Raw genomic sequence first — 18,061 nt, forward strand, 5'->3', positions numbered from 1 at the left:
GCCTCACAGCACCGCGTCGACGAGCATGAAGCCGGCCACCGCCAGCAGCACCAGGGCGAAGATCCGCTGAAGCGTGTGTCCCGAGACCTTCGCGGCCAGTCGCTTGCCGTCCCAGGCGCCGAGGATCGCGGCCCCGACGAAGGGGCCGACGACCGTCCAGTCCAGCACCTCGACCGTACCGGCGCGGCTGGTCAGCGCGGCGAGGGAGTTGACGGTGATGACCAGCAGGCTGGTGCCCACCGCGTTGCGCATCCGCATGCCGAGCACGCCCACCAGCGCCGGTACGGCGAGGAAACCCCCGCCGACGCCGAGGACACCGGTGACCGCGCCGAGCCCGGCGCCGGCCGCCGCGGCGCGCCCCGGCCGTACCGTCACAGTGTCCTGCGCGGCCTGTCGGGATCGCAGCATCCGCACGGCGGCCGCTCCCGCGACCACGGCGAAGGCCGCCGTCAGCACGGCAGCGGAGATGTGGGCGGCGAGCGCGCCGCCCACCAGCGCCGGACCGATCCCGGCCGCGGCGAACAGCAGCCCCGTACGCCACCGGACGTGCCCCTCACGGGCGTGCGCGACCAGCGCGGTGACCGACGTGAGCGTGACGATGACCAGGCTGGCGGTGGTCGCCGCGACGGGGCTGAAGTCGAGCAGATAGATCAGCGCCGGGACGGCCAGCACGCTGCCGCCACCCCCGAGCGCGCCAAGCGCGAGGCCGATGACGGCACCGGCGGCCAGGGCGAGTATGACCGCGCTCACGCCACGGTGCCTTCCCGGCCGCGCCCGTCGACCACCGGCAGCCCTGCTTGCGCCCAGTCCCGCATCCCGCCGATCACGTCCACGGCCTCCGAGCCGCGGGCGACGAGCAGTTCGACGGCCCGCAGCGAGCGGTTGCCGGAGCGGCAGATCACGACCAGGGGCCGGGCCTGCGCGCGATCGGGCAGCCCCGCCCCGGCGGCCAGCGCGGACAGCGGCAGGTGCACGGCACGCGGCGCGTGCCCCGCCTGCCACTCGTACGGCTCGCGTACGTCCACCAGTACGGCGTCACCGGAGCCGTCGGCGCCACCGTGCCCGGTACGCACGGCCGCCTCCTGCACGCTCACGCGCCCCGGGCCGCCCCGGGCTCGTCGGAATATGCCCATCTCGGTCTCTCGCTCCTGTTTCCCATGTCGGTACGGAAGTCCGGTCGTTGCGTCAGGGCGTGCGGACGGTGAGTCCCGCCCGCTCGGCCATGTCGAAGGAGTCGTCCAACGCGACGACGTCCCGGCCCGCGGCGTCCAGCAGGGAGGCGGCGACGGCGGCGCGCATGCCGCCCGCGCAGTGCACCCACACCTCGCCGTCGGGCACCTCGTCCAGGCGGCGGTGCAGGGCGTGGACCGGGATGTGGACCGAGCCCTCGACGAACCCGCCGGCCCGCTCCGAGGCCCGGCGCACGTCCAGGACGACGACGTCCGCGATGCGCTCCGCGAGGTCGGCGAAGGTGCCCCTCGGGAAGGAGGCCGGCACCTCACCCTCACGCACCCAGCCGGCCGGCCCGCCCGTGGCCGCCGCGGCCGGGCGGTCGATGCCCACCCGGACCAGCTCACGCTGGGCCGCCGCGAGTTGCTCCGGCGACCCGGCGAGCAGCGTGACCGGTTTGCCCCACGGAATCAGCCAGGCCAGATAGGTGGCGAGCTGTCCTTCAGCCTCGAAGTTGAAGGAGCCCGCGACATGCCCTTCGGCGAAGGCGACGCGGTTGCGCAGGTCCACCACCCACTCCCCCGCGGCCAACCGGGCGGCGATCTCGTCGGCGTCGGCGACGGCGGGCGGGGTCAGGTCGACCGGCGCGGGTCCGGCGGCGTTGGCCGGGCCCATGTGCGTGTAGTACGCGGGGATGTCGTCCAGGCCGGCCAGCAGGCCGGCCACGAAGGTGTCGACGTCCCGGGTGAGGGCCTCGTTGGACGCCTTCTCCTTGCCGATGGTCGTGTCGCTGCCCGCGGCCTGGGACGACGAGCAGAAGCTGCCGAAGCCGTGGGTGGGCAGCACGGCCGTCTCGTCGGGCAGCTCGGCGGCCAGCCGGTGCGCGGAGGCGTGCTGGGCGCGGGCGAGGTGTTCCGTCAGCCGGGGCTCGACCAGGTCGGGGCGCCCGACGCTGCCTATCAGGAGCGAGCCGCCGGTGAACACGGCGACCGCCGTGCCGTTCTCCTCCAGCACGTAGGCGGTGTGGTGCGGGGTGTGGCCGGGCGTCGCCAGCGCACGCACCGCCAGGCCGGCATCGGCGTCTACCTCCGCACGGTCGCCGTCGTGCACCGGCACCCGCTCGAACGAGACGCGAGCCGCGGCGGGCACGAGGTAGGCGGCGCCGGTGACCCGGGCGAGTTCCAGGCCGCCGGTGACGTAGTCATTGTGGACATGCGTCTCGACGACGTACGCGATCCGCACTCCGCGCCGGGCGGCTGCCGCGATGACCTGGTCGACGTCGCGGGGCGGGTCGACAGCCACGGCCGAGCGCTCACCACCGGCGAGATAGCTGCGGTTGCCGAGCCCCGACACCTCGATCGTGTCGACGAAGAACATGAGGTACTCCCATCCAGCGAAGAATTACCCCAGGGGGTATGTCTTCGACGGTATCACGAGTACCCCCGGGGGTATTATTGGAGGCGAGGAGAGCGCGGCTGACCTCACACGAGCGCCTCTCGCACAAGACGGGACACGCGTCCCGTCCACGCGAGCCGACACGAAGGCAGGGATCACCGCCATGCGTTACGACCGCACGGTCCACCTGGACACCGACTTCGCCACCGCCGTCGCCCGCACCCGTGACGCCCTCGCCGCCCAGGGCTTCGGCATCCTCACCGAGATCGACGTCACCGCGACCCTCAAGGCCAAGCTCGGCCGCGCCGCAGAGGACATGGAGGACTACGTCATCCTCGGCGCCTGCAACCCGCCCCTGGCCCACCGCGCCCTGGAGACAGACCGCTCCATCGGCCTGCTGCTCATGTCGGCCGAGCCGACCGCCTGACGGCGGGCGGTAAGGACCACGGCCGCCGGGGGCCGGCCCCAGCGGCCCAACAGGACTGGACAACCCGTACCGCCTGCGGCCGCGTGGCCTCTGGCCAGGGCGGATGCTGCTGCCAGACGACCGCCGGCCCACTGCGGATCACCCGTCCCGGCCCCGACGGCACCGCGGTCCTGGTCGGTGCGGCTGCCCTGGACTCCCCCCGCACCCTGCTCGGCTACCACGGCCGGATCGGCCACCTCCTGACCACCGTGCCCGGGCGGCACCCGGCCGCCGCCTGACGCTCATGCCCGCGATGCCGTACCGCACTGGTTCCGCGGTGACGGACGGCGAACTCACCCGTCAGTCCGACGTTTCGGTGCGAACGCTTCCTACGGTGGGCAACGATCGTCATCTGCGGCTCGGGGCGCGCTTCCCAGGCCGGTGATCGTGTCGACCACCGGTCGGTGGGACGCCCTCCGACGTGCGCGTCTTCTGCTGATGGGTGAGCTGCTGGTAGCCCACCAGCATCACCAGTACAGCCAGCAGAACGCCGGAGGTGATGGTGGTTCCCACCCCGAGGCCGCCCTGTGCGACGGGCTTTTCCACGGCGTTCTCCGCGACCGCACCGAGGGGACGGGTCAGCACGTAGGCCGCCCAGAACAACACCGTGCCCGAGATCGGGGTGAAGTAGTGGGCGGCGAGGATCAGCAGCATCGCCCCGGACAGCACGAGAGCACTGTCCCGGAAACCGATGCCCAGACCGTCGGAGAGGAAGTCACCGCTGGAGGTGCCCAGCGTGTTGGACACCAGGGTGGCGGTCCAGTACAGGATCTCGCCCTTGGTGGTGGCGATGCGCTCCACGTCCATGGTCTGCCCGGTCGCCCGCCAGCCGATCAGCACGAGCACCAGAAGGGTGGTCAGCACGGCCGCGCCGCCGGCGTAGCCCAACCCGGCGGTGCGGTTCATGAAGTCCGACATGGCCGTGCCCACGATGCTGGTCGTCAGGATCACCGACCAGAACACCACCGGTTGGAACCGGTCGATCCTCAGCTGCACCGTCAGGGTGAGGGCGAAGACGACCAGGAAGATGACGGCGCCGGTGGCGTAGCCCAGGTTCAGGGGCGCCATCGACACGAAGTTCGATGCCGACTCACCCAACGTGGTTGCCACGATCTTGATCGTCCAGAAAAGCACGCCGACCATCGGCAACTTGCTCACCGCAACCTTGCTCACCACTGCTCCCAGATGCACAGGCGCGCGGTGACACACAGTCGGACGCACCCCACGCAGAAAGAGGCTTGTGGACAGACTCGCTCGGCGCACCAGCCTCGGCCAGACAGTCGGAGCCGAACGAAGCACCCGCACAGTCAACGGTGCGCTGAGGGGGCTGCGCTCCCACGCCTTCCGCTGGCCTCCGACGGACGACAGACCACAAGTCACCCGCCGTGACTACCGTCCGGCGTCAGCCAAGCATGGGCGCGGCATCACGTGTGCCCTCCAGCAGACCTCCGCTGGGGAGAATCTGGGGAGTATGAGCCGCCCTGGGGAGCGCGTGGGGAGAATCGACTGCGTAACGCGGCACGCCCCCGAAAGACGCGGAAAGAGTCATCCGTGCAGGCCAGAGGCGACTGGAGCCGCATCTCCGCAGGTCAACGCCACCAGGTAGACGACTTCAAGAAGATCTCTTCGTGGGCGGCCATCCTCTTCGCCCCGACGCTGGTCGGGACGATCTACGGGATGAACTTCCGGGAGATGTCTGAGCTGCACTGGGCCCTCGGGTACCCCTTCGCGGTCGTCCTGATGGCGGTCGTGTGCACCGGCCTGTACCTCATCTTCAAGCGGAAGGACTGGCTCTGAGCAACCGGCCGCCGAGGGCCCACACCAGGCCTCCCGGGGGCGGACACAACCGCCGGGAGCCCGTGGCCGTCGCGACGACCAGGCTGAAGTGACCGAGCGCGAACCAGACGCCGACCGACACCGGCCGCTTGCCGTCCGCCATGAGCTTGCGGGACGAGAAGGACGGCGGCGTGATCGCGGCACCGTCCCCTCGCCCAAGGAGTCCACTGGGCGTTCCGCCGTGGGGACAGGAGCAGTCGCGGAGGACTCAGAGGGCGGTACGCGGGTCGATGCCCGTTTCACGAGTTGTGCTGGGTGAAGGGTGCTGGTCGTGGAGGCTCTGGGTGCCTTACGGCAGATCATGTATCGCCATCTGTGGTGCTGGTCGCTCAGTTCCCCGCGTCCCTGGGCAGCACGGGCAGGTGGGGCCCAGGCGGGGTGGGGGTGGGTAGGGGATGGGAGACTGGTCCAGGGTGGGGAGGGGGCGCATTGACGGAGATGCGTAAGGGCGCCGCTGGGGCGGGGAAGGCCACGGTTTTGGGCCGGTTGGCCGGCGTCGGGTGGTTTGCACTCATCGGTATGACCGTGCTTGTCGTGTGCGAGTACGTCGGGTGGACGTGGCACCGTACGGTGCCGGCTACCGCCGCCGCGGTGGCCGGTGGTGCGGCGGTGCTCGCCGCGGCGCCCCAGGCGGTGCGGCGCAATTGGAAGGCGCTGGTCGGCACACTCGTCGCGGGCGCGCTCCTGGCGGCGCTGGACTACCGGTTGGCCGACTTCGAGCAGATGACCCCGGTCTGGACGGCCCCGGCCGACCGCCCGGCCGATGTGCAGGCGGTCGGGGACTGGCTGCACGGTGGGCTGGTGATGCGGGTGCGCTCGGACCAGGTCGTGGCCTACCGCGTGGCAACCGGCGCGGTCGCCTGGCGATGGTCGCCGCCCGGCACCGACGTGGTGTGCGCGATGAGCCGCGAAACCGGCTCCGGCACCGGCCTGGTCGGCTACGCACACCAGGACGACCCGTGCCTGACGGCGGCCGCACTGGACCTGGCGACCGGCACCACGCGGTGGACCGCGCGGCTCGGTGACCCGCAGGACGACACGGTCGACCTGGCAGAAGGACCGGGCGGTATGGCGGTCGCGGGCGACGTGGCCGTGATGCACGATGCGCGCGGCTGGTACGCGGCCGGCCTGAGCGATGGGAGCATCCGCTGGCGGGGGCCGAGTGGGTCCGGCTGTGTGCCGCTCGTCGCCGGTGGCGGCCCCGGCGTGGTCGTGACCGCCGACCGGTGCCCGCACGGCGCGCCGCGGCTGACCGTGATGACGGCCGCTACCGGCCGAGTCCGTTGGCAGGCTGGGCTTCCGGTGACCGGCGATCTCGACCACCTCGCCGTGCTGTCCGCCGCGCCGGCGACCGTGTGGGCCGACGAGCACGCCACCCGCGGGCTGCACGCCGTACTGAGCTACGGCGACGACGGGCGGCTGCGGGCCCGCGTCCCGCTCTCCCAGCCGGATATGGATCTGACGATCCCGCTGACCGAACTGCCGGACATGCTCACCTTCTCGGCCCGGCCCGCGTACGGCGCGGTCGTAGTCGGCGACACGCTCGTCACGTCCGGCGAGAAGCCGGGCGACATCAGCTACAGCAGCAACGCGCACGGCCCGGTCCGCAGCGCCAAGGGCCGCCTGGTCGCGTTCTCTCTGGCCAGCGGCGCACGGCTGTGGACCTCGTCGCTGGACGACCATGCCAACGGCATCGCGGCCGACGGCGGCAGCGTATGGGCGCTCACCGTCGACACCGCGGTACGCGTCGACGCCGCGACCGGCCACCGCACCCACAGCTACGTCCTGCGCGACGTGTGGCAGGTCGGTCAGGCCGACCTGTGGCACGATCCGGCGGGGTACCTCGTCATAGTGTGCGAGGACGGCACCGAGCAGATTCTCGAAAAGAGTGCCCCGGTGCGCGTACTGCACTGACGCAGTGACCGCGGCCGGGCGGCCCGCGGGAAGCAAGGAGCTTGCGGACGGCCGCGCTGTCAGTCCGTGTTATCGGTACACGGCTGCTCTCAACTAGCTTGACTCTGTCGGGGATCTTGGTGTCGGTGGAGTCAACTACCCAGGGTCCGCCAGGACTTCGGGCGAGGGATCTCGCGCTGGTCGAGGTAGTTCTGCAAGGCAGTCGGCTGGCGGGGTGTGGGGGCTTCCTCAGCCGGTGACAGTCCGCCGAGGCGCTCGATGTTGACGGCGATGGCCGTCAACACGTGCTGGACATGGACCTTCCCCTGTCCTCGATAGCGGCAGCGCCGCATACCGTGCCCGTGGGCGAACTCGTTGACAGTGCTCTCCACTCCGGAGCGGACCGCGTAACGCGTCCTCCACTCGGGCGTCTGCTGCTCGGCGCGGACGCGGAGTTGCAGGTCACGGAGCTCTCGTGGGGGGAAGCCCACGGTGCGGGCGTTGTCGGCGGTGCTGGTGCACTGGGTGCGGGCCGGGCAGGGGCGGCACTGGCTTTTGGTGAACCGTGCGACGATCAGCGGGGCGGCGGTGGGCGAGGAGGTCGGGTAAGGGCCGTGCCAGCCCGCGCTGACCTGTCCCTGGGGGCAGGTGACCTGCCTGCGGTCGTAGTCGATGTGGAAGTCGTCCCGGGCGAAGCCCTCGCCTCGGCGGTGCTGGCGGGTGGGGTTGCTCTTCAGCGGACCGGAGACGGTGACCTGGTGTTCACGGGCGGCCTGTTCCAGGTGGGGCAGAGAGGTGTAGCCGGCGTCGACCAGGTGCTCGGCGGGCAGCAGGCCGCGTCGGGCGAGGCGGGTGTGGATGCCAGGCAGGACCTGGCTGTCGTGGGTGGTGGCCGCGGTGGTGGCGACATCCGTGATCACGTTGGGGCCATCTGCAGCACAGGTCTCGGTCAGATGAGCGGCAAACCCCTTCCAGCTGATGATGTGTCCGTGCCACGCGTAGCGAGCCGAGGTGTCGTAGGGCGAGACGATCGCCCTCGACGACGGCGGCAGACCTGCCCCGCCTTCCTTCTCGGCGGTGCGCCAGCGCAGCTGTCCCGCGGCATCACGGTGATAGTTCTGCACCATGATCTGCCGCAGAGCCTGGATGCGAGGACCAGACATGCGGTCCGCTCCATGCCGGTAGAGGTGTTCCAGAAGCCGGACGGCGTCGTTCCCGGTGGCAAGAATCCTGGTCATGGGCTTGATGGGGTTCTTCCCCAGGCGGACCGGCCGGCCGTAGCGCAGCCCCCAGCCCTCGTCGACCAGCTCGTCCAGCAGATGAGGAGAGACACCTGCGACCTCTTCGAGTGCGGCGCGAACCGCCTCGGTGACCAGCTCCAGGCGGGTCAGGTCACGCACCGCGGCCAGGACGTGCGTGGAGTCGGTGCGCTGCGTGGTGCGCTCGCGCACCAGTCCGGCCTCCTTCAGGCGGGCCAGTGCGATGTCGAGGAGGCGGTCGGCACGGCCGTCCTCGGCGAGACGATCACGGAAGTCGCCCAGCACACTGTGGTGGAAGCCCGGATCGTCCAGCTCCATGGCCATCGCGTACTTGAAGTCGATGCGGCAGCGGACCGCCTCGGCGGCCTGCCTGTCCGACAGCCCGAGCAGGAACTGCAGCACACAGACGGTGGCCAGCTGAGCGGGCGAGAGCCCCGGACGCCCGTCCCTGGGGTACCAGTCCGCGAAGTCCTCGTCGCGCCACAGCCCGTCCAGCCGGTCCCGCACCCATATCGCCGTCGTGCCGCCCGGGTTGCTCGCCCGCGCGACCCGCGCGGTCAGAGGCGGAACGTGCTCACCGGAACGGGGGCGCAGGGACAACGGGCACCTCGACAGCTGCAACGGTCGGCGGAACTCCCTAATCATCCCGTCGACCACGCTGCCGCACCGGGAAACTCCAAGATCCCCGACAGAGTCAAGCTAGTGCCGCATCAAGCAACGTTCGCCCTGTCGACCACCTCGCGGAGGCGTTCGTCGGCGGCGTGCTTGTTCCGCCAGATGATGCAGCGGCGGATCACGCTGCCCTGCTCCTTGTGGCTGGCGTGGTCCGTGCCGTCCAATGCGAAGTAGCGCAGAGCGGTGAACTGGGCCTCGATCCGGTTGAGCCACGAGTTGTTCGTCGGGGTGTAGGCGATCTCCACGTTGTTCGCCGCTGCCCACGTCGCGACCCGGTGGCAACGCTTCGTCGTCAGATGCGGGGAGTAGTTGTCACAGACGATTGCTATCCGCACGTCCGCCGGGTGAAGTGAGCGCAAGTAGCGGCAGAACTCCAGGAACTTCGACCTGTTCTTGGTCTTCATTGATGTGCCCGAAGAGCCGGTCCTTGGCCAGGTTGTAGGCGGCGAACAGGTGCCGGGCCCCGTGCGGGCGCGTGTAGGTCGCCCGGCGTCGGGGCCGTGGTCCGCGATCGGGGTCCTTGTTCCGGTCGCCGCGTTCGGCCCATTGCCGGCCGAGGTGGGGCTGGAGGTTGAGCGGGCCGAACTCGTCCAGACAGAAGACGACCTCGGGCTCGTCTTCCTCGGGTGCGACCTCGCCGTCGGCGATCACGTAGAGGTGCTCGACCCGGGCCTTCTTGACCGCGTAGTCCGGATCGCGTGAGGCCTTCCAGGTCTTTATGCGTTGAAACGAGACGCCCTCCTCGCAGAGCAGGAGGCGAAGCCCCTCGTGGCTGATGTCGTCGACCACCCCCTCGGCGACCAGGAAGTCGGCCAGCCTGGCCAGGCTCCAGGTCGAGAAGGGCAGGCCGTGCTCGGCCGGCCTGGACTTGGCGATCTTCTTGATCTCCCGGCGCTCCGGCAGGCTGAACGTTCTCGGTCGGCCGCCCCTGTACCTGGGACAGAGGGAGCCGAAACCGTCGGCGTCGAAGTTGTGGATCATGTCCCGGACCCGGTCCGCGCTGCTGAACGTCACCTCGGCGATCTTCGCCACGGGCAGGCCCTGCGCGGATAACAACACCATCTGGGCCCGCCGCCAGGTCACCACCGACCCGGTGCCCCTGCGGATGATCCGCAGCAGCCGCCTGCCCTCATCGTCATCGATCTCGCGAACGCGCACTCGCTCTGCCACGGGCGCAGCCTGACGACTACGGGGCGTACCAGGCACAAACACCTCGCGCCCTTGCACGACGCCAGGGCAAAACAGCACCACCGCGGACTACCGGACTCGAACCGGCTCAGACCGACAAAGGGTCACAATCTCGAAGATTGAAGCGGATTTCCCATCACGCCTTTGCCCGCGACGGCTGACCACAGCCTAACTAGCGACAACCACCAAGCCCTACAGGGCGAAGGTTGCTTGATGCGGCACTAGGGCATCAGGCGCGTTTGCCGTCGCCCGCGGTGTGGGTGGTCCGGAAGCGTGCCCGGTAGACCCCCGGCGTGACGCCCAGGTGGCGCGTGAAGGCGCGGCGCAGCGACTCGGGTGACCCGAAGCCGGTGCGCCGGGCCACCGTGGCCATCGGGCCGTCACCCTCCTCCAGCATCGCGCGGGCGGCTTCCAGGCGGACCTGCTCGACGTAGCGGGCGGGGGTCGTGCTCATCTCCTCGTGGAACAGGCGTGACATGTGGCGGGCGCTCACGCCGGCCCGGCGCGCCATGGCGGCAAGGGTGTGCGGGGCGGACGGGTCCTCGGCGACCGTGTCCAGGACCCGGCGCAGCATCTCCTGCCTCGCACGCGGCGTGTGGGTGCGGACACTGAACTGGGACTGGCCGCCCGGCCGCTGCATGAACACGACCATGTCCTTGGCCACGGCGCGGGCGACGTCGGCGCCGAGGTGCTCCTCGACCAGGGCGAGCGAGAGGTCGATGCCCGCGCTGACGCCGGCCGAGGTCATGATGTGGCCGTCGCGCACGAACAGGGCGTCCATCTCCGCGGTCACCCGCGGATAGCGCAGGGCCAGCTGGTCGGCGAAGCGCCAGTGCGTGGTCGCCCTGCGTCCGTCGAGCAGTCCGGCCGCGGCGAGGAGAAACGCCCCGGTGCAGACGGACGCGGTGCGGCAACTGCGCGCGTCGAGCGCCCTGATGGCGTCCAGCAGGGCGTCGTCCTTGATGAGAGACGGCCACTCCGGGCCGCCGGGGACGACTACCACATCGCTGGCCTCCCGCACCTGCGAGGCAGCCAGGTCGACGCGCAGTCCGGTGCCGGATGCGGTGACCACGTCGGCGCCGTCCGGGGAGACCGTGCGCACGCGGTACCGGCCGCCGAAGTCGTTGGCCGTCGTGAACACCTCGATCGGGCCGGTGACGTCGAGCAGCCGTACGCCGGGGAAGACCAGCACGGTCACCAGCAGGGGCTTCCTGCCTGTCGGCCTGTCCTTCATCGTGTGCCTCCCGGACGGACTGGGACCCACATCGGAAGACACCATCATCCGCCCGGCGAAGCCCCGTCCGCGCCCGTGCTGAGCGTCGTCCGGGTCGCCGCGGGATGATGCTGCGTTCCTTATGTGTGGGTCGAGGCGTCGAGTTTCGGCGCCTCACCCGCTTTCAGCGGTTGCCTGCAGTGGCGTCATGGCTGTATATGCGGTCACAACACGCTCGGATGAGGACATCAGCTTGTTCAGCTTTGACGGACACCATGGGTGTGGTGGTCGGGCTGCGAGTGCGGTCTCGTATTCGGCGGGACCGCGACGGTTATCTCCACGCCGACACACGGCTCCGCCCTTGAGATGCCCGGTTGTGCCGGGTGGTCCGGGAATGCTCCGAATCTTGGTCGCAGCCCGGCTGACCGCACGGTCGGGCAGGGCCGAAGTCGCAGCCACGGCGCGACCAGCGCGTGCGGGCCTGCGGCAGTCAGTGGGACGCGGGGAAGCCCAGGTCCGGGCCGGCCGGCGTCTCGGCCGGGTCCGGCCAGCGGCTCGTGATGACCTTGCCCCGCGTGTAGAAGTGCGTGGCTTCGCTGCCGTACATGCGGTGGTCGCCGAAGGCCGAGTCCTTCCAGCCGCCGAAGGAGTGGTAGCCCACCGGCACGGGCATCGGCACGTTCACGCCGACCATGCCGGTTTCGACCTCCAGCTGAAACCGGCGGGCCGCGCCGCCGTCGCGGGTGAAGATGGCGCTGGCGTTGCCGTAGGGGGAGCCGTTGATGATGGCCATGGCTTCCTCGTAGGTCTCTGCGCGCAACACGCACAGGACGGGACCGAAGATCTCGTTCCGGTAGGCGTCCGAGTCTGTGCTGACCTTGTCGAGGAGCGAGATGCCCATCCAGTGCCCGTTCTCCAGGCCTTCGACGGTGAAGCCCCTGCCGTCGAGTATCACGTCGGCTCCCTGGGCGGCCGCACCCGCGACATAGTCCGCGACCTCGTCGCGGTGCGCCTTGGTGATGAGCGGGCCCATGTCGGACGTGGGGTCGTTGCCCGGGCCGATCTTGATCTTCGTGGCCCGCTCGGCGATCCGGGACACCAGCGCGTCGCCCGCCGAGCCGACCGCGACCACCACGGAGACCGCCATGCAGCGCTGACCTGCGGAGCCGTAGGCTGCGGTCACGGCGGCGTCGGCCGCCGCGTCGAGGTCGGCGTCGGGCAGGACCAGCATGTGGTTCTTCGCTTCGCCGAGGGCCTGGACACGCTTGCCGCTGGCGGACGCCCTGGTGTACACGTGGCGGGCGACAGGCGTGGAGCCCACGAACGAAACGGCCGCCACGTCCGGGTGGTCGAGGAGCGCGTTCACCGCGACCTCGTCACCGTGCAGGATGTTGAGCACACCGTCGGGCACGCCGGCCTCGGCCGCGAGTTCCGCGAGGAGCATGGACGCGGACGGGGCCTTGCTGCTCGGCTTGTGGACGAAGGTGTTCCCGCAGGCGATCGCCATGGGGAACATCCACATGCTGATCATCGCGGGGAAGTTGAACGGCGAGATGCCGACGATCACACCGAGAGGTTGGCGGATCGACGCCACGTCGATCTGGCTCGACACCCCCGTGGACGTCTCGCCCTTGAGTGCCGTGCCGAGCCCGCAGGCCAGTTCGACGATCTCCAGGCCCCGGGCCACCTCGCCCAGCGCGTCCGCGTGGGTCTTGCCCTGCTCGGCGGTGATCAGCGCGGCGAGGTCGTCGCGGCGCGCGTTCAGCAGCTCGCGGTAGCGGTAGAGGATCGTGATCCGGTGCGCCAGCGAGGACGTGGACCAGGTGGCGTACGCCTGCTTCGCCGCGGCGACCGCGGTGTCGACCTGTTCGGCGCCGGCCATCGCGACCTGCGCGGTGACCTCCCCGGTCGCGGGGTCGGTGACGGAGCCCCAGGTGCCGTAGGCGCCTGAATCGTCTCCGAACGGCTTGCCGTTGATCCAGTGGGTGACGGTCTTCATCGGCGGAACTCCTTCAAAGGATGACGGCGGCGGGCCGCGCGGTTCTTGTCCGGACGCCCCACCACGCCCGTGTGGGTAGGGCTGCTGACATCGAAGCTACCGAGCCGATTTGCACATGCAGGTGCTGTGGAGCCTCCCGGCCCGAAGTGCCTGCCTCAGGTCCCGTACGGTTGTGGCGTGGGCCACCCCGCCTGCCCAGCGCCGCCGCGTTCGCCATGCCCAGCGCCGCCGTGTTCGCCATGTGGTCGAAAACGGCCCGGGGCGGGGCCTGCTTCTGCGGCTGAGGCGCATCGCTGTGCCCGTTGACCGGTGCTCAAAGGGCCGCTCAGGGCCGAATCCCCTCCGACTCCGCGCACAGGGCATCACCCTTGGTGCCGAGCTTGCCCTTGGCGTATCGCCGCAAGGCGGGCCATCTGCTCGCCCATGCCGCGTGTCCCGGCAGCGGCGTGCGGGCGTGCGGGCGTGCGGCCAGACCGTGTGGACCAGGGCCGGATGCCGCGCGCCACCGAGGGCGACGACGGGATCGAGGTGTACGACGTCGCGCTCGGTTGCCTGTTCCAGCAGAAGCCGGGCTGTTGTCGAACCGGCCGTGCCATGGGGTGTGTCGTACGGCTCGGTGACGTCGTTGAGGTCCAAGAGGCCGTAGCGTGTCGTGCCCGGCGTCCACGCGGCCGGCTCGCGCCGGCTGCCCGCACCCAGTTCCGCGAGGTCTCGGGGTTGATCCCCAGATCGGCGGCAACCTGCCGGATCGTCGCCTGGGGCCGCGACTGGTACAGCGCGACCGCGTCCGCCTTGAACTGCGGCGGATAGTTCTTCATGACCACGAGATGTCCGTCCTCAGATCCTCAGGATCCAGTGTCTCGTGTGTCCAAAATCAGGGGTCAAGGCCCAAGTGAGAGGCTGTCCGCGTCGCCCGGGAGGCCGGGGCACGGGGAAGGCTGACTGCCTGCCCCAGGACCGGCAGGCTGTCTGACCGGCGGAAGGCGCTATGACGGAGCGGTGATCACCGTCAGGTACTCCTCGGTGCGGAAGCCGACCGACCGGTACACGGGCTCCCCCATCTCGGACGCGTAGAGGTAGGCCGTGCCGGCACCTGCGGCGAAGCCCGAACGGATCATCTCCAGCGTGATGGCTCGTCCGAACCCACGCCGTCTGTAGCCCGGCAGCGTGGTGATGTTGAAAAGACCTGTCAGGTCACCTGAGGTAGCCGTCAGGCCCGTTCCCACGGGCACGCCGTCCAGCTCCGCAAGGTAGAACGTCATCCCGTCGATCTTCGCCAGGGAAGGATCTGCGAGGACGTGGAACATCTCGTGCGGTGCTTCAAAGCCCTCCGCCATGGTCCTGGCGCACAGGCCCAGTTCGTCGCCCGGCACCGCGCGTATGCGCAGGCCGTCAACGGCCGGCTCCCCCGGCAGTCCTTGGTCGGAGTGCCGGATCATGAGCGGCTCCCGCTCGAAATGTGTGAGCCCGTGTCGCGCTGCCACCTCGGCGACCAGCGGATCCGGAACTCCCCGGACGTGGATGCTCCAGGGAAGCTCCCACGGGCTCCCTTCGGCCGCCAACGCCATGATCTCGTTGGCGTTCGGCTCCAGATTTGGACTGATGATCGCGTTCAGCGCCGCAATCGGTGCGCCGGAGATTGCGAGCACGGCGCCCCGCGACCCTCTGCTCGTGCGCCCCGTGGTGGCACTGGCAAGGGTCTCGAATGTGGCGGCATAAGCCGACACAACCGCCATCAACGGGTCATCTGTTTGGCTCATAAGGTGACTCTAAGCGACGCCGCGCAAGAGACGACACGGCGGGCCGGTGGGTGATGCCCCAGCAGCCTGTGCAGGTCCTGGCGCCACCGGGGCGTACCCCCGTCAAAGATGCTCACCGATCGGCGCGAGGAAGGTGGTCACCTCAGCGATCGCCTCCGGCGACGGCTTGAAGTAGCGGCGGGCGTTGTCCGCCTTGCGGTGCCGGGACTTGGCCATGAGCATCGGCAGCGACGCACCCTGTGACAGCGGCAACAACGCAGTGGTCCGGCTGCCCTCGCGACGGTTCCCGGCCTCCTGATTGAGGGAGACTCGCTGTCCGTACTTCGAGCCGACGTCGCCGAACTGGTGCAGGCCTGCAACCGGGGCGGTCTGGATGACGCCCGCAGCATTTCCAGCCCGATGCCCTGGAGGTGGACGCCCTGCTGGAGCGCTACACGGATGCGCTCACTGTCCATGGCATTCGCCGGCCCTTCGGAGAGTGCAGGATGTAGCGTTCTGTTCTTGCCGTCGCTCGATGGTGTGACGTTGGGGCATCGTCTCAAAGCCATCCTGGAACACATCGAAACCCGCGATCGTGAACTGGCCGACCAGGCCGGGCACTTCCAGGTCCGCATCGAAGAGCTCACCCGGCAGCTCGGCGAACTCGACGCGGAGAGCGAGAACCTGCGCATCACCCGCAAGACCCTCCTCACGCTCCCGCTGCCCTCACCCGCCACCGGGCCGGACCGCCCCGAGATCCCCGACCACCCCGCCTACCAACAGATCCTCACCGCCCTGGCCGACGCGGGCCGGCCGATGCGCGCCCGCGAGGCCGGCCGATGCGCGCCCGCGACCTCTGCCAGGCCCTCGACCTGCCGATCCTTCCGAAGAACACCGAAGGCATCCGCTGCACACTGAAACGTCTGGTCAGCCGGGGCATCCTCATCGAACCCGAACCCGGCTTGTTCGCCCGCCCCGACGCCTGAGGGCCACCCCCCACCCGCGACCAGCAGTCCTTTCCCACCCAACCACGAAACGGACAAGAGCCCACGTTCCGCATTCTCAGGGCCACGAGGGTGACTGTTCCGTCCGAAGGCGAATGTCGTGCGGCACGTACAGGACGGCCTGTTCGGTGAGTGACGTCTTCACCACGACGTTCACGAGGAGGGTGTGAGCGGCAGGTCGTCCGTGTAGGCGTTGACCGGTTGAGGAACCTGCTCGGCACGCCGCACGTCGAGAGCTGCCGCCGCGGACTTCGTGCCGAGTCTGCCCCGGGGGTGCCAGCTTCCGGTGACAGCCACCCAGGTGTTCGCGGGGAGGGCGTCGGTGCCGTACATCCGGACCTTGACCGACTGGGCGTCCGCCGCGCAGCAGGTGAAGATGATCCGGGTCAGGTACCAGCCGCGGCCCTGGCCGACCGGGGTGACGAAACCGGTCATCCGGACGGTACGGCCCTTGATGCTCAGCTTGCGGTCCTGCTGGACCCGGGCGGTGAATTCGCTGAGCGTCATGGGCAGGGGCGAGGTCACAGCGGGCAGCGGGTCGAACTCCTTCTCCTGCTTCACCGCCTTGTCGTTACCACGCGAGGCCGAGTAGGCGCCGAGGGCGGGTGGGGCGTAGAGGAGGAGACTGAACGCGGGGAGGAACAGCAGCCAGGCGATGCGCGGGGCGGCGGAGTGGTCGTGCCCGTGCGTGTTCTCGTGGCCGTGGCCGTCGCCGTGGTGGCCGTCCCGGTCGAGAGCCGCGCCCGCCAGACCGAGCAGCAGCAGGAGTACGCCGGACGCGATCAGCAGCGGACGCAGGCTCTCCTTGACGTAGCGCAGGTAGAGGTCGGTGAAGAGGGCGGCGTGCAGCAGACCCAGGCCGGTCAGGGCCAGCAGGGCGACTTGGACCGGGCGCTTCACAGCAGTGCTCCTCCGATCAGGACGCTGGTGACCACGGCCACGACCGTGGTCGCGGTGGAGAAGCGGAGTGCGAACGCCCGGCCGAAGGTGCCGGCCTGGAGGGCGATCAGTTTCAGGTCGACCATCGGGCCGACCACCAGGAAGGCCAGCCGGGCGACGGGCGAGAATCCGGTGAGGGAGGCGGCGACGAAGGCGTCGGCCTCCGAGCAGACCGCGAGCAGCACGGCGAGCGCCGTCAGGAAGAGGACGGACAGCCAGGGTGAGCCGGAGAAGGTGTCCAGGACGGAACGGGGCACGGTCACGTTGAAGGTGGCCGCCGCCATCGCGCCGAGCACCAGGAAGCCGCCCGCGTGCAGGAAGTCGTGCTGGAAGCCGCGGCGGAACTCCGTCCAGCGGTGGTGCCCCGGCTGGTGACCGGTGTGGCGGACGGTGGGCCGCAGCCACTCCTCCCGCCCCAGCCAGAGCCACAGCCAGCCCATGGCCGCGGCGGTGGCGAGCGAGGCGAGCAGGCGGGCCACGACCATGGCCGGACTGCCGGGAAAGGCGACCGCCGTGGCCGTGAGCACGACAGGGTTGATCGCGGGCGCCGAGAGGAGGAAGGCGAAGGCCGCGGCCGGGGTGACGCCGCGGCGGATCAGGCTGTTCGCGACGGGGACCGATGCGCACTCGCAGCCCGGCAGGACGACCCCGGCGGCACCGGCCACCGGGACGGCGAGCGCCGGACGTCTGGGCAGGATCTTGGTGAACAGGCCCGCCGGGACAAAGGCGTTGATCGCCCCTGACAGTGCCGTGCCGAGCAGGAGGAACGGCAGCGCCTGGACGGTGATGGCCAGAAAGACAGTGCGCCAGGCCGAGACAGCGGGACCGCTCAGCCACCCGGTGCCGGTGAACACGAGGGCGGACACCAGTCCGGCGACCATGACACCGCCGACGGCCCACGGCGACGGGATGGCACGCCGCGCGGGAAGTGCGGTGGGCGGGGCCGCCACTCCACCCTTCACGTCGAGGAGTTCATCCGCTTTTAGCATTTTCACTCCGTATGTCGGATGCTGAGGCCGAAGATAAGCGAGGAAGCGCCTCGCACAGCGCCCACACGCCGCCACGGATGAATGACGAGAAACCGGATCGGCCGCCCCTTCAGGACTCCGCCCCACGAGTTGCGTCCAACGACGCACCACGCGCCTCTGCCCGCGGCCCCTTGCGCCCGGCACCGGCCCGCGCCACCCAGATGCCCACCGCGGCGGCGACGCCCGACGCGGCGGGAAAACCGCAGGCCGCTCCAGGAGGCGAGGCGCTCCACGTCGCCGACCTAGTGCCGCAACAG

General features: G+C 70.1%; 14 protein-coding genes and 3 pseudogenes. 5 read left to right on the forward strand and 12 right to left on the reverse strand.

What is annotated here, in order from left to right:
• Positions 1-3: 3 nt before the first annotated feature.
• Genes BLW82_RS09215 through BLW82_RS09225 form a run of 3 tightly spaced genes read right to left on the reverse strand, consistent with a single transcriptional unit; the run spans position 4 to position 2,547 of the window.
• On the reverse strand, positions 4-750 hold the full coding sequence (locus tag BLW82_RS09215; RefSeq protein ID WP_093498328.1) for a sulfite exporter TauE/SafE family protein: 747 nt from the start codon (positions 748-750) through the stop codon (positions 4-6).
• Entirely contained in the window at positions 747-1,133 is a 387-nt protein-coding gene (locus BLW82_RS09220) for a rhodanese-like domain-containing protein (protein ID WP_093498329.1), read from the reverse strand. Before BLW82_RS09220 ends, BLW82_RS09215 begins: the two co-directional genes overlap by 4 nt.
• A 52-nt stretch (positions 1,134-1,185) precedes the next feature.
• Complete coding sequence (locus BLW82_RS09225) at positions 1,186-2,547, reverse strand: MBL fold metallo-hydrolase (protein WP_093498330.1); 1,362 nt, start codon at positions 2,545-2,547, stop codon at positions 1,186-1,188.
• A 181-nt stretch (positions 2,548-2,728) separates the two neighbouring features.
• Between BLW82_RS09225 and BLW82_RS09230 the strand changes: the two are divergent.
• Positions 2,729-2,968 (forward strand): annotated as a pseudogene (locus BLW82_RS09230) (DUF302 domain-containing protein); the annotation flags it as partial.
• 107 nt (positions 2,969-3,075) lie between these two features.
• Positions 3,076-3,270 (forward strand): hypothetical protein, encoded by a 195-nt coding sequence (locus BLW82_RS09235; protein WP_093498332.1) that lies wholly within the window; start codon positions 3,076-3,078, stop codon positions 3,268-3,270.
• Positions 3,271-3,379: 109 nt separating this feature from the next.
• On the opposite strand, the gene BLW82_RS09240 is transcribed toward BLW82_RS09235, so the two are convergent.
• The gene (locus BLW82_RS09240) at positions 3,380-4,189 is read right to left on the reverse strand and encodes a COG4705 family protein (protein WP_093498333.1); all 810 of its coding nucleotides are present in this window, start codon (positions 4,187-4,189) and stop codon (positions 3,380-3,382) included.
• 441 nt (positions 4,190-4,630) lie between these two features.
• Here BLW82_RS09240 and BLW82_RS09245 point away from each other — a divergent pair.
• Positions 4,631-4,828 (forward strand): annotated as a pseudogene (locus BLW82_RS09245) (CorA family divalent cation transporter); the annotation flags it as partial.
• A 558-nt stretch (positions 4,829-5,386) separates the two neighbouring features.
• On the forward strand, positions 5,387-6,781 hold the full coding sequence (locus BLW82_RS09250) for an outer membrane protein assembly factor BamB family protein (protein ID WP_093498334.1): 1,395 nt from the start codon (positions 5,387-5,389) through the stop codon (positions 6,779-6,781).
• Positions 6,782-6,912: 131 nt separating this feature from the next.
• Here the strand turns inward: BLW82_RS09250 and BLW82_RS09255 are convergent, their stop codons facing one another.
• From BLW82_RS09255 to BLW82_RS09285, 6 genes and pseudogenes are all read right to left on the reverse strand, one after another.
• On the reverse strand, positions 6,913-8,619 hold the full coding sequence (locus tag BLW82_RS09255) for an IS1182 family transposase (RefSeq protein WP_256215724.1): 1,707 nt from the start codon (positions 8,617-8,619) through the stop codon (positions 6,913-6,915).
• 110 nt (positions 8,620-8,729) lie between these two features.
• A pseudogene (locus tag BLW82_RS09260) lies at positions 8,730-9,864 on the reverse strand (IS630 family transposase).
• Between the two features lie 247 nt (positions 9,865-10,111).
• A complete protein-coding gene (locus BLW82_RS09265) occupies positions 10,112-11,116 on the reverse strand; it encodes a GlxA family transcriptional regulator (RefSeq protein ID WP_177232892.1) in 1,005 nt (334 codons plus the stop codon).
• A gap of 469 nt (positions 11,117-11,585) precedes the next feature.
• Positions 11,586-13,094, reverse strand: coding sequence for a CoA-acylating methylmalonate-semialdehyde dehydrogenase (locus BLW82_RS09270; RefSeq protein ID WP_093498335.1), 1,509 nt, complete (start codon positions 13,092-13,094; stop codon positions 11,586-11,588).
• A 362-nt stretch (positions 13,095-13,456) separates the two neighbouring features.
• Positions 13,457-13,912, reverse strand: coding sequence for a transposase (locus BLW82_RS46240; RefSeq protein WP_371131482.1), 456 nt, complete (start codon positions 13,910-13,912; stop codon positions 13,457-13,459).
• A gap of 168 nt (positions 13,913-14,080) precedes the next feature.
• The gene (locus BLW82_RS09285; RefSeq protein ID WP_093498336.1) at positions 14,081-14,854 is read right to left on the reverse strand and encodes a GNAT family N-acetyltransferase; all 774 of its coding nucleotides are present in this window, start codon (positions 14,852-14,854) and stop codon (positions 14,081-14,083) included.
• A 453-nt stretch (positions 14,855-15,307) separates the two neighbouring features.
• Here BLW82_RS09285 and BLW82_RS09295 point away from each other — a divergent pair, with 453 nt between their 5' ends.
• A complete protein-coding gene (locus BLW82_RS09295) occupies positions 15,308-15,751 on the forward strand; it encodes a hypothetical protein (protein WP_256215727.1) in 444 nt (147 codons plus the stop codon).
• A 239-nt stretch (positions 15,752-15,990) separates the two neighbouring features.
• On the opposite strand, the gene BLW82_RS09300 is transcribed toward BLW82_RS09295, so the two are convergent.
• Together BLW82_RS09300 and BLW82_RS09305 are read right to left on the reverse strand one after the other, a co-directional pair.
• Positions 15,991-16,737, reverse strand: a complete 747-nt coding sequence (locus tag BLW82_RS09300; protein WP_093498337.1) for a TIGR03943 family putative permease subunit — start codon at positions 16,735-16,737, stop codon at positions 15,991-15,993.
• Complete coding sequence (locus BLW82_RS09305) at positions 16,734-17,657, reverse strand: permease (RefSeq protein ID WP_093507952.1); 924 nt, start codon at positions 17,655-17,657, stop codon at positions 16,734-16,736. Before BLW82_RS09305 ends, BLW82_RS09300 begins: the two co-directional genes overlap by 4 nt.
• Between the last annotated feature and the right edge of the window lie 404 nt (positions 17,658-18,061).

The organism is Streptomyces sp. Ag109_O5-10, from assembly GCF_900105755.1.
Lineage (GTDB): Bacteria > Actinomycetota > Actinomycetes > Streptomycetales > Streptomycetaceae > Streptomyces.

Bases quoted from the DNA above. Each gene is read 5' to 3' on its own strand.
- BLW82_RS09295 (WP_256215727.1), top strand. From the start codon at position 15,308: ATGGCATTCGCCGGCCCTTCGGAGAGTGCAGGATGTAGCGTTCTGTTC.
- BLW82_RS09225 (WP_093498330.1), bottom strand. From the start codon at position 2,547: ATGTTCTTCGTCGACACGATCGAGGTGTCGGGGCTCGGCAACCGCAGC.
- BLW82_RS09250 (WP_093498334.1), top strand. From the start codon at position 5,387: ATGACCGTGCTTGTCGTGTGCGAGTACGTCGGGTGGACGTGGCACCGT.
- BLW82_RS46240 (WP_371131482.1), bottom strand. From the start codon at position 13,912: ATGAAGAACTATCCGCCGCAGTTCAAGGCGGACGCGGTCGCGCTGTAC.
- BLW82_RS09220 (WP_093498329.1), bottom strand. From the start codon at position 1,133: ATGGGCATATTCCGACGAGCCCGGGGCGGCCCGGGGCGCGTGAGCGTG.
- BLW82_RS09305 (WP_093507952.1), bottom strand. From the start codon at position 17,657: ATGGTCGCCGGACTGGTGTCCGCCCTCGTGTTCACCGGCACCGGGTGG.
- BLW82_RS09270 (WP_093498335.1), bottom strand. From the start codon at position 13,094: ATGAAGACCGTCACCCACTGGATCAACGGCAAGCCGTTCGGAGACGAT.
- BLW82_RS09285 (WP_093498336.1), bottom strand. From the start codon at position 14,854: ATGAGCCAAACAGATGACCCGTTGATGGCGGTTGTGTCGGCTTATGCC.
- BLW82_RS09265 (WP_177232892.1), bottom strand. From the start codon at position 11,116: ATGAAGGACAGGCCGACAGGCAGGAAGCCCCTGCTGGTGACCGTGCTG.